Origin of the sequence: Mycobacterium sp. TKK-01-0059, from assembly GCF_000709305.1 — a bacterium.
Taxonomy (GTDB): Bacteria; Actinomycetota; Actinomycetes; order Mycobacteriales; family Mycobacteriaceae; genus Mycobacterium; species Mycobacterium intracellulare.
The window spans coordinates 625897-638892 of the sequence record NZ_KL446994.1 but is presented as its reverse complement, the minus strand read 5'-3'; the positions used below and the strand labels follow the sequence as shown (position 1 = coordinate 638892).

The window sequence follows — 12996 nt, the reverse complement described above, 5'->3', positions numbered from 1 at the left end:
AAGACCCGCGACATCTTCGTCGAGCAGACCGTGGCGCGGCTGGCCCGCGTGGCCGAGGTGGTCGACGCCGACGCCGCCGTCCTCGACGAGGGCGTCGGACCCGTGGCGGCGACCCCGATCATCCGCTGGCTGCAAGACGTGGAAAGCGTTGGCGGACAGGTCGATCAGTTCAACCAGGCCATGCTGGTGCAGGCGCCTGCCGGGGTGACCGAGGCCGACGTGGTGACCATGCTGCAGGCGCTGCTGGATCGCCACCCCATGCTGCGGCTGCGCGTCGACGGCTCGGGCGTCCAGGGGTCCGGCGACTGGTCGCTGACGGTGCCCGAGGCGGGCTCGGTCGATGCGGCCGACTGCCTGCACGTGGTGGACGAGCTGTCCGACGCGGCGGTCACCGAGGCGCGGTCGCGGCTGAACCCGGCCGCCGGCGTGATGCTCAGCGCGCTGTGGGCCGGCGCCACCGGGCAGCTCGTGGTGATCGTGCATCACCTCGCCGTCGACGGCGTGTCGTGGCGAATCCTGCTGCAGGACTTGAACATCGCCTGGGCCCAGCATCACAGCGGGCGGCCGGTCGAGTTGCCCGCCGCGGGCACCTCGTTCGCCCGGTGGTCGTCGCGGCTCGCCCAGCATGCGCACCGCCCCGACGTCGTCGATCAGGCCGAGCGCTGGACCGAGGTGGCGGCGACACCGCCGGCCCTGCCCGCGGTCCGCCCCGACGTGGACACCTTCGCCACGGCCGGACACCTCTTCATGGAGCTGGACCCCGAGACCACCGGCGCGCTGCTCGGCGAGGTGCCGTCGGCGTTCCACGCCGGCGTGCAGGACATCCTGCTGATCGCGTTCGCGTTGGCGTGCGCGGAGTTCAGCGGCGGCCGCGCGCCCATCGGCATCGAGGTCGAGGGGCACGGCCGGCACGAGGAACTGGGCCGCGACATCGACCTGTCCCAGACCGTGGGGTGGTTCACCACCAAATACCCGACGGCGCTGAGCGTGCGCGGTGTCTCCTGGGCGCAGGTCGTCGCCGGCGGGACAGCGCTGGGCGCGGCGCTCAAAGATGCCAAGGAACAGCTCCGGGCGCTGCCTGACCCGCTGACCTACGGGCTGCTGCGCTACCTCAACCCCGAGATCGACCTGGACGGCCCCGAACCGCCGATCGGGTTCAACTACCTGGGGCGCCAGGGCGGCTCGGGTGAGCTCACCGCCGACATGTGGCGGCCCGTGCCGGACGGCTGGTCGGTCACCCGCGCCGCCGCGTCGACAGCCATGCCGTTGATGCACACCCTCGAACTCAACGCGGCCACCGTCGACTCCGCGGACGGCCCACGCCTGCACGCCAACTGGACCTGGGCGCCGTCGGCGCTCGACGACGAACAGGTCGCCCGGCTGGGCCGGTTGTGGTTCGCGGCGCTCGCCGGCATCTGCGCCCACGTGCGCTCCGGCGGCGGCGGATTGACGCCGTCGGACATCGCGCCCGCGCGGCTGAGCCAGCAGCAGCTCGATCAGCTTGCGCGCCAACACCGTATCGCCGACGTGCTGGCGTTGACCCCGGTTCAGCAGGGTCTGCTGTTCCACGCCAACACCGCGCCGGCGACCGACGACCTGTACGCGGGACAGCTGAACATCAGCATCGCCGGCCCGCTCGACCCGAACCGCCTGCGCGACGCCGTGCACACGGTCGTGAGCCGGCATCCGAACCTGGTGGCCCGCTTCTGCGACCGGTACGACGAGCCGGTCCAGATCATCCCGGCCGACCCCGCGCCGGCCTGGCGGTACCTCGAGCTGGATGGCACCGACACCGACGCGATCGAGCGCCTGTGCGCCGCCGAACGCGCGGCCGTCTGCGGCGACCTCGCCGAGCAGCCCGGGTTCCGGGTGGCGTTGGTACGCACCGCATCCGAGCGCTACCGGCTGGTGCTGACCAACCACCACATCGTGCTCGACGGCTGGTCGATGCCGATCCTGCTCGGCGAGATCTTCGCCGCCTACTACGGGCAGCGGCTGCCGGCGGCGGCGCCCTACCGAAGCTTCGTCAGCTGGCTGGCCGACCGCGACCTCGACGCCGCCCGGGCGGCCTGGGGCGAGGTGTTCGCCGGCTTCGACACCCCCACCCTGGTCGGGCCCCAGGACCGGACGGAGCTCGGCCGGCAAAGCGTCGAATCATTCGCGCTGCCCGCCGACCTCACCCAGGCCGTCGCCGACCTGGCGCGTTCGTGCCACACCACCGTCAACACCGTGCTGCAGGCCGCCTACGCGCAACTGCTGTGCGGGCTGACCGGCCAACGCGACGTCGTGTTCGGCACCACGGTGTCGGGCCGCCCCGCCGAAATCGCCGGCGCGGACACCATGGTGGGCCTGCTGATCAACACCGTGCCGGTGCGGGCGAACATCACCGCCGCCACCACCACCGCCGACCTGCTCGACCAGCTGCAGGGCGCGTACAACCACACGCTCGACCACCAGCACCTGGCGCTCAACGAGATTCACCGCATCACCGGGCAGGACGCGCTGTTCGACACCCTGTTCGCCTACGAGAACTACCCGATCGACGCCAGCGCGCTGTCGGGCAACCACGAACTCGCCGTCACCGACATCAGCAGCCGCGAATCCACCCACTACCCGCTGACGGTGCAGGCCCAGCCCGGTCGCGAGATGCGCCTCCAAGTCGAATACGACACAGACGTTTTCGACGCGGCACGGATCGCGACGCTGATCGAACGATTGCGGCGGGTGCTGGCCGTCATGACCGCCGACCCCGCGCGGCGGCTGTCGTCGATCGACCTGCTCGAGCCCGCCGAACACGACCGGCTGGACGCGTGGGGCGGCCGGGCCATCCTGACCCAGCCCGGCACGCCGGCGTCCATCCCGGAGTTGTTCACCGCCCAGGCGGCGCGCACCCCGCACGCGCCGGCGGTGACCTGCGAGGGCCGGTCCATGACCTACCGCGAGCTCGACGAGGGCTCGAACCGGTTGGCGCACTTGCTGATCGACCGCGGGGTGGGCCCCGGCGAGTCCGTGGCGCTGCTGTTCGGAAAGTCGGCCGACGCGATTGTGGCCATCCTGGCGGTGCTGAAGACCGGCGCGGCCTACCTGCCGATCGACCCTGCCCTGCCGGCGGCCCGCATCGAGTTCATGCTCGGCGACACCGCGCCCATGGCCGCACTCACCGTCGCCGCGCTCGCCGACAAGCTCGACGCCCACCACCTGATGGTCATCGACATCCACGACCGCGCCGTGGCCCGCCAGCCCGCCACGGCGCTGCCGGCGCCGGCACCCGAACACGTCGCCCACATCATCTACACCTCCGGCACCACCGGCGTGCCCAAAGGCGTTGCGGTGAGCCACCACAACGTGACCCGGCTGTTCGACGCGCAGGCCGTCGGCGTCGAGTTGTCGGCCGACCAGGTGTGGACGCAGTTCCATTCGTATGCCTTCGACTTCTCGGTGTGGGAGATCTGGGGTGCGTTGCTGCACGGCGGGCGCCTCGTCGTGGTCTCCGATTCGGTGGCCCGCTCGCCGATGGACTTCCACGCCCTGCTGGTCGCCGAGAAGGTCACCGTCTTGAGCCAAACCCCGTCGGCGGTGCGGATGCTCTCGCCGCAGGGACTGGATGCCGCGGCGCTGGTGATCGGCGCGGAGCCCTGCCCGCCGGAACTGGTGGACCGCTGGGCGCCCGGGCGGGTGATGGTCAACGTCTACGGCCCGACCGAGGCCACGATCTTCTCCTCGACGAGCGCGCCGTTGAGCGCGGGTTCGGGTGCGCCCCCGATCGGCTCGCCCGTCCCCGGGGCCGGGTTGTTCGTGCTCGACGGGTGGCTGCGCCCGGTACCGGCCGGCGTGGTCGGCGAGCTGTACGTGGCCGGCCGCGGCGTGGGCTACGGCTACTGGAAGCGGTCCGGGCTGACCGCGTCGCGGTTCGTGGCGTGCCCGTTCGGCGAGCCGGGTTCCCGCATGTACCGCACCGGCGACCTGGTGCGCTGGGGCACGGACGGCCAGCTGCAGTACCTCGGCCGCGCCGACGAGCAGGTCAAGATCCGCGGCTACCGCATCGAGGTCGGCGAGGTGCGCTCGGCGCTGGCCGCGCTCGACGGGGTGGACCAGGCCGTCGTCGTCGCCCGCGAGGACCGCCCCGGTGACAAGCGCCTCGTCGGCTACATCACCGGACCCGCCGACCCGGCCGGCGCCCGCGCCGAGCTGGCCGAGCGGTTGCCGGCCTACATGGTTCCGGTGGCGGTGGTGGCGCTCGACGCGCTGCCCATGACCGTCAACGGCAAGCTCGACACCCGCGCCCTGCCGGCGCCCGAATACTCCGCCGCCGGGTATCGCTCGCCGACCACCCCCACCGAGGAGATCCTGGCCGGCATCTACGCCCACGTGCTCGGCGTCGAGCGGGTCGGGGTCGACGACTCCTTCTTCGACCTCGGCGGCGACAGCATCTCGGCGATGCGCGTCATCGCGGCGATCAACAGCGCCATGGACACCGGCGTTCCGGTGCGCGTCATCTTCGAGGCGCCCACCGTCGCCCAGTTGGCGCCGCGCATCGGGGAGGACACGGGCCGGCTGGACCCGCTGGTGGCGGGCGCCCGGCCGGCGGTGATCCCGCTGTCGTTCGCCCAGAGCCGGCTGTGGTTCCTCGACCAGCTGCAGGGACCGTCCCCCGTCTACAACATGGCCGCGGCGCTGCGGATGCACGGGCGGCTCGACGCGCACGCGCTCGGCGCCGCGCTGGCCGACGTGGTGGCCCGCCACGAGAGCCTGCGGACCGTGTTCGCCGCGCCGCAGGGAACACCCCAGCAGGTGGTGCTCCCCGCCGAGCGGGCCGATCTGAGCTGGCGGATGGTCGACGCCCGCGGGTGGTCGGCCGGCCGGCTGCGCGAGGCCATCGACATCGCCGCCGCCGAAACCTTCGACCTGGCGACCCAAATCCCGCTGCGCGCTTCGCTTTTCCGCGTCGCCGAGGACGAACACGTGCTGGTCGCCGTGGTCCACCACATCGCCGCGGACGGCTGGTCGCTGCGACCGCTGGTGCGCGACCTGGGCATGGCGTACGCCAGCCGGTCCGCCGGGCGGGCCCCCGACTGGGAGCCGCTGCCGGTGCAATACGTCGACTACACCCTGTGGCAGCGCGACCAGTTCGGCGAGCTGGCCGACAGCGGCAGCCGCATCGCCGAGCAGCTCGCCTACTGGCAGGAGGCGCTGGCCGGCATGCCCGAGCGGCTTCAGCTGCCCACCGACCGGCCCTACCCGCAGATCGCCGATCAGCGCGGCGCGGCCGTCGAGGTCGACTGGCCGGCGGACCTGCAGCAGCAGGTCGCCGGGCTGGCCCGCGAGTACAACTCGACCAGCTTCATGGTGGTGCAGGCCGCCCTGGCGGTGCTGCTGTCGAAGATCAGCGCCAGCACCGACGTGGCGGTGGGCTTCCCGATCGCCGGGCGGCGCGACCCCGCCCTCGACGAGCTGGTCGGCTTCTTCGTCAACACCCTGGTGCTGCGGGTCGACCTGGCCGGCGATCCCTCCTTCACCGACCTGCTCGCCCGGGTGCGCGCCCGCAGCCTCGAGGCGTTCGAGCACCAAGACGTGCCCTTCGAGGTGCTGGTCGAGCGGGTCAACCCGGCGCGGAGCCTGAGCCATCACCCGCTCGTGCAGGTGATGCTGGCCTGGCAGAACTTCGCCGGCCAGGACGGCGACCCCGGGGCCGGGCTGGCCCTGGGCGACGTGCGGGTCACCTCGATCCCGCTGGACACCCAGGTGGCCCGCATGGACCTGGTGTTCTCGCTGGCCGAACGCTGGACCGACGGCGACGAGCCCGCCGGGATCGGCGGGCGGGTCGAGTTCCGCACCGACGTGTTCGACGCGGACAGCATCCGGGCGCTGATCCGGCGGCTGGAGCGCGTCCTGACGGCGATGACCGCCGACCCCACCCGCCCGATGTCGTCGGTGGACCTGCTCGACGCGGCCGAGCACGCCCGGCTGGACGCCCTGGGCAACCGTGCCGTGCTCACCGCACCGGCGACCGATGCCGCCTCGATCCCGGCGCTGTTCGCCGCGCAGGCGGCGCGCACCCCCGACGCGGTGGCCCTGAGCTTCGAGGGCCGCTCGTGGACCTACCGCGAGCTCGACGAGGCCGCCAACCGCCTCGCGCACCGGCTCGCCGGCTTCGGCGTGGGTCCCGACGAGCGGGTGGCCCTGCTGTTCGGCCGATCGGCCGACGCGATCGTCGCGATCCTCGCGGTGCTCAAGTCCGGCGCCGCGTACCTGCCGATCGACCCGGGGCTGCCGGCCGAGCGGATCGGGTTCATGCTCTCCGACGCCGCCCCGATGGCCGCGCTCAGCACCGGCGAGCTCGCCGCGCGGCTGCGCGGGCATCACGTCGTCGTCCTCGACGTGAACGACCCCGCGATCGACGCCCAGCCGGCCACGGCGCTGCCGGCGCCGGACGCGGACGACATCGCCTACCTGATCTACACCTCTGGCACCACCGGGGTGCCCAAAGGCGTTGCGGTGAGCCACCGTAACGTCGCCCAGCTGCTGGCAGCCCAGGACTCGGGCCTGCCGCGCGAAGGCGTGTGGTCGCAGTGGCACTCGCTGGCCTTCGACGTCTCGGTTTGGGAGATCTTCGGCGCGTTGCTGCACGGCGGGCGGCTCGTGGTCATCCCCGACTCGGCGGTGCGATCCCCGCGGGACTTCCACGCGCTGCTGGTCGACGAACGGGTCAGCGTGATCAGTCAGACCCCGTCGGCGGCGGGCGTGCTGTCGCCCGAGGGGCTCGAATCGGCCACCCTGGTGGTCGCGGGGGAGGCCTGCCCGACGGAGCTGGTGGACGCCTGGGCGCCGGGACGCGCGATGATCAACGCCTACGGCCCCACCGAGGCGACGGTGTACGCGGCGGTCAGCGCGCCACTCAAGGCCGGATCGAGCGTCGTGCCCATCGGATCGCCGGTGCCCGGCGCGGGGCTGTTCGTGCTGGACGAGTCGCTGCGGCCGGTGCCGCAAGGCGTCGTCGGCGAACTGTATGTGGCCGGCGCCGGCGTGGCGTGCGGCTACTGGAAGCGGTCCGGCCTGACCGCGTCGCGGTTCGTGGCGTGCCCGTTCGGGGCGCCCGGATCGCGCATGTACCGGACCGGTGACCTGGTGTGCTGGGGCTCCGACGGGCAGCTGCAGTACCTGGGCCGCGCCGACGACCAGGTCAAGGTCCGCGGCTACCGCATCGAACTCGGCGAGGTGCGTTCGGCGCTGGCCGCCCTCGACGGGGTGGACCAGGCCGTCGTCATCGCGCGCGAGGACCGTCCCGGCGATAAGCGTTTGGTCGGCTACGTCACCGGCGCAGCGGACCCGGCCGAGCTGCGCGCCCGGCTGGGCGATCGCCTCCCGGCCTACATGGTCCCGGCGGCGGTCGTGGCGCTCGACGCGCTGCCGCTGACCCCCAACGGCAAGCTCGACGCGCGGGCCCTGCCGTCACCGGAATACACCGACGCCGATCGCTATCGCGCCCCTCAGACCCCGGTCGAGGAGACCCTGGCCGGCATCTATGCCCAGGTCCTGGGCGTCGAGCGGGTCGGGGCCGACGATTCGTTCTTCGACCTGGGCGGGGACAGCATTTCCTCGATGCAGGTGGTGACCCGGGCCCGGGCCGCGGGCCTGGCGGTGCGGACCCGCGACATCTTCACCGAGCAGACCGTGGCCCGGCTGGCCCGGGTGGCCGTCGCGGCCGACGGCGAGGACGGCGTGGTCGACGAGGGCACCGGGGCGATCACCGCCACCCCGATCATCCGCTGGCTGCGCGGGGTGGAAAGTGCGGGCGGTCCGGTCGACCAGTTCAACCAGACGATGGCGCTGCAGGCCCCCGCCGGGGTCACCGAGGCCGACGTGGTGACCGTGTTGCAGGCCCTGCTGGACCGGCACGCCATGCTGCGCCTGCGGGTGGACCGCGATTCGGACGACGACGCCGGCGAGTGGTCGCTGCAGGTGCCCGAGCCGGGCTCGGTGGACGCCGCGCACCGCGTGCTCTCGGTGGACGAACTGACCGACGCGGCGGTCGTCGAGGCGCGGTCCCGGTTGAACCCGGCCGCCGGGGTGATGCTCAGCGCGCTGTGGGTCGCACCCGCCGGCCGGCTGGTGCTGATCGTTCACCACCTGGCCGTCGACGGGGTGTCCTGGCGGGTCCTGCTGGAAGACCTCAACATCGCCTGGGGCCAGCACCACCACGGGCAGCCCGTGGCGCTGCCCACCGGCGGAACGTCGTTCGCCCGCTGGGCGTCATTGCTGGCCGAGCGCGCGCACGCGCCCGCGGTGGCCGAGCGGGCCGACGCCTGGCGTCGGGTCGCGGCGACCCCGCCCGCGCTGCCGGCCGTGCGTCCCGGCCTGGACACCTACGAGACCGCCGAGAACCTGTCGGTGCTGCTGGACGTCGAGACCACCCGCACGCTGCTCGGCGAGGCGCCCGCCGCCTTCCACGCCGGGATCAACGACATCCTGCTGGTCGGGTTCGCGCTGGCCTGGGCGGAATTCCTGGGCAACGCGGGCGCCCCGATCGGCATCGACGTCGAGGGCCACGGCCGCGACGAGGAGCTGGCCGCCGGCGTGGACCTGTCCCGCACCGTGGGCTGGTTCACCACCAAATACCCGGTGGCCCTCAACGTCGGCGGCCTGTCCTGGGCGGACGTCGTGGCCGGCGCGCCGATCCTGGGTGCGCTGCTCAAAGACGCCAAGGAGCAGCTGCGCGCCCTGCCCGACCCGCTGACCTACGGGTTGCTGCGCTACCTGAACGACGAGGTCGACCTGGACGGCCCCGACCCGACGATCGGGTTCAACTACCTCGGCCGGCTGGGCGGGGCGGCCGCCGAACTTTCCGATGAGCTGTGGCGGATCAGCCGGGACGGCTCGGCGGCCACCGCCGCCAGCACCGCGGTGCCCATGCCGCTGATGCACACCGTGGACCTCAACGCCGGCACCATGGACACCGAGGACGGCCCCCAGCTGCACGCGACCTGGACGTGGGCGCCCTCGGCGCTCGACCGCGAGCAGGTGGCCCGGCTGAGCACGCTGTGGTTCCAGGCGCTGGCCGGCATCTGCGCGCACGTGCGCGACGGCGGCGGCGGGCTGACCCCGTCGGACATCGCGCCGGCCCGGCTGAACCAGCCGCAGATCGACCAGCTCGAGCGGACCCACCGGGTCGCCGACGTCCTGCCGCTGACCCCGTTGCAGGAGGGGCTGCTGTTCCACGCCACCACCACGCGGGGCTCCGACGACCACCTCTACGTGGTCCAGCTGGACCTCAGCCTCGCCGGTCCGATCGACCGCGACCGGCTGCGCGACGCGATGCACGCGGTGATCACCCGGCACCCGCACCTCGTCGCCCGGTTCAGCGACCGGTTCGACGAGCCGGTGCAGATCATCCCCACCGACCCGGCGATGGCCTGGCGCTACCTCGAGGTCGCGGCCAACGGGTCCGAACCCGAGGAGCAGATCCAACGCCTGTGCGCGGCCGAACGCGAAGCCGTCTACGATCTGGCCGACGAGCCCGCCGTGCGGGCGGTGCTGATCCGCACCGGGCAGGACCGGCATCGGCTGGTGCTCACCATTCATCACATCGTGCTCGACGGCTGGTCGGTCCCGATCCTGCTGAACGAGACGTTCGCCTGCTACACCGGCCAGCGCCTCCCCGCGCCCCCGCCCTACCGCAGGTTCGTGGCCTGGCTGGCCGAACGCGACCTCGACGCCGCACGCGCGGCCTGGGCCGGGGTGTTCGACGGCTTCGACACCCCGACGCTGGTCGGCCCGCCGCACCAGCCGGAGCCGGGCGCCCGGGGCGTCCAGTCGTTCGCGGTCCCCGCGGGGATCACGGCCGCGCTCGGCGAGCTGGCCCGCTCCAGCCACACCACCGTCAGCACCGTGCTGCACGCCGCGTGGGCGCAGCTACTGGCGTGGCTGACCGGCCAGCACGACGTCGCCTTCGGCACCACCGTCTCGGGCCGGCCCGCCGACGTCCCCGGCGCCGACGCGATGGTGGGCCTGATGATCAACACCATCCCGGTGCGCGCGCGCATCACGGCGGCGACCACCGCGGCCGACCTGCTGGCCCAGCTGCAAGGCGCGCACACCGAGACCCTCGACCACCAGCACCTGGCGCTGAGCGAGATCCACCGAATCACCGGTCAGGACAAGCTGTTCGACACCCTGTTCGCCTACGAGAACTACCCGCTCGACACCTCGGCGATGGCCGTCGACCACGAGCTGGGCATCACCGACGTCAACATGTTCGAGCGCAACCACTACCCGTTGACGATGCAGGCCGCGCTGTCCGGCGAACAACTGGGCCTTCGGGTCGAATACGACGCCTCCGTCTTCGACGCGCACACCATCGGCGCGCTGGGCGAGCGGTTCGAGCGGGTGCTGGTCGCGATGACCGCCGACCCGGGCCGGCCGCTCTCGTCGGTGGACCTGCTCGACGCGTCCGAACACGCGCGCCTCGACGAGGTCGGCAACCGGACGGTCCTGGCCCGCGCGCCGCTCGAATTCCCGTCGATTCCGGCGTTGTTCGACGCGCACGTCGCCGGGACGCCGGACGCGGTGGCGGTCAGCTGGGGCGACCTGTCGATGACGTACCGCGAACTCGACGACGCCGCCAACCGGCTGGCGCACCTGCTGACCGGCCACGGCGCGGGCCCGGGACAGGCTGTGGCCCTGCTGTTTTCGCGCTCGCCGCAGGCGATCGTCGCGATCCTGGCGGTGCTCAAGACCGGCGCGGCCTACCTGCCGATCGACCCGGCGGCCCCCGCTACCCGGATCAGATTCATGCTCGAGGATTCCGCGCCGGTCGCGGCCGTCACCACCACGGGCCTGCGCTCGCGGCTGGACGGGTGCGACGTCACCGTCATCGACATCGAGGACGCACCGACCGACACCGCGGCGGGCACGCCGTTGCCGGCGCCCCCGCCCGACGGCGTCGCCTACATCATCTACACCTCGGGCACCACCGGCGTTCCCAAAGGCGTTGCGATCACTCATCGCAACGTGACGCAGCTGCTGGAGCCGTTGGATGCGGGCCTGCCGCGAGCCGGCGTGTGGACGCAAAGCCACTCGTACGCGTTCGACGTCTCGGTGTGGGAGATCTTCGGCGCGCTGCTGCGCGGCGGGCGGCTGGTGGTGGTGCCCGAGTCGGTGGCGCGCTCGCCGCGGGACTTCCACGACCTGCTGGCCGCCGAGCGGGTCAGCGTGCTGACCCAGACCCCGTCGGCCGTGGCGATGCTGTCCCACGAAGGGCTGGAATCGGTGTCGCTGGTCATGGCCGGGGAGGCCTGCCCTCCCGAGGTGGTGGACCGGTGGGCGCCGGGCCGGGTGATGGTCAACGCCTACGGCCCGACCGAGACGACGATGTGCGTGGCGATCAGCGCGCCACTGCAGGCGGGATCCGGGACGCCGCCGATCGGTTCGCCGGTGGACGGCGCGGCGCTGTTCGTGCTCGACGCGTGGCTGCGTCCCGTCGCCGCGGGCGTCGTGGGGGAGCTGTACGTCGCCGGCGACGGGGTGGCCGCGGGATACGTCGGCCGGTCCGGGCTGACCGCGTCGCGGTTCGTGGCGTGCCCGTTCGGCGAGCCGGGCGAGCGCATGTACCGCACCGGGGACCTGGTGTGCTGGCAGGCCGACGGGCAGCTGCAGTACCTGGGCCGCGCCGACGAGCAGGTCAAGATCCGCGGCTACCGCATCGAACTCGGCGAAGTCCAGACCGCGCTGGCCGCGCTGGATGACGTCGACCAGGCGGTGGTGATCGCCCGCGAGGACCGCCCCGCCGCCTTACGCCTGGTGGGCTACATCACCGGAACCGCCGACCCAGCCGAGGCGCGCACCGCGCTGGCACAACGGCTGCCGGGCTACATGGTGCCGGCGGCCGTGGTCGGGCTCGACGCGCTGCCGCTGACGCCCAACGGCAAACTCGACACCCGCGCGCTGCCGGCGGTGCAGTACACCGGCAGCGGGTACCGGGCCCCGTCGAACGCGCTCGAGGAGGCGCTGGCCGCGGCCTTCGCACGCGTGCTCGGCGTGGAGCGGGTCGGGGTCGACGACTCGTTCTTCGACCTGGGCGGCGACAGCATTTCCGCGATGCGCCTCATCGCGGCGATCAACACCGGCCTGGGCGCCGATCTCCCGGTCCGCACGTTGATCGACGCGCCCACGGTCGCCGGGTTGGGTCAGCGACTGCGCACGCCCACGACGGACGCGCACGAGGTGGTTCCGGTGCAGACCCTCAAGCAGGGGGCCGGCGGTGTCCCGCTGTTCTGCGTGCATCCCGCCGGCGGGGTGAGCTGGCCGTATCAGGTGCTCGGAAACCACCTCGACTGCCCGATCATCGGGATCCAGCAGGTCCCGCGCAACGGCGACGGCGGCCCGCGGTCCATCCGGGCGATGGCGCAGACCTATGCCGACCGCATCCAGCACGCCTATCCCGACGGGCCCTACAACCTGCTGGGCTGGTCGTTCGGTGGGGTCGTGGCCCACGAGGTCGCCATCGAGCTGCAGCGGCGCGGGTGCGAGATCGGGCGCCTGATCCTCCTCGACGCCCAACCCGGCCTCGACGGCGGCGTGGCCGTGGGCGAGCACGCCCAGGGCGAGCGGCGGGTGCTCGAAGAAGTGTTGCGGGCCAACAACATCGGCCCCGGCGAACAAGACGGACACGCCGACGAACGCCGGCCGCGCAGCAAACCGCTCGTCGCGCAACTGCTGAGCAACCTCAACGACAACATCGAGCTCTATCGCCGCCACGAGCCGGGGCGCTTCGAGGGGGAGATCACCGTGTTTTCCGCGGCCCGCGACGACGGCGATCGCGGCGCGCGGCTGTCCCGATCGTGGGCGCCCTACGCGTCCGGCGACATCGCGGTGCACGCGATCGACTGCACGCACCACGACATGCTGACCGCCGAAAGTGTCGCGAGGTACGGCGAGCAACTGCGCGAACTTCTGCGCGCGACGATGCGAGCCACCTCACACTCGCGGCGATCGCAGTGA

General features: G+C 72.7%; 1 protein-coding gene (only partly in view). It reads left to right on the top strand.

What is annotated here, in order from left to right:
* Positions 1 to 12996 carry the final stretch of a non-ribosomal peptide synthase/polyketide synthase gene (locus K883_RS22145; RefSeq protein WP_036455883.1) on the top strand. It extends 18267 nt beyond the left edge of the window, so only the last 12996 of its 31263 coding nucleotides appear in the window; its start codon lies off the left edge, out of view; it ends in the stop codon at positions 12994 to 12996.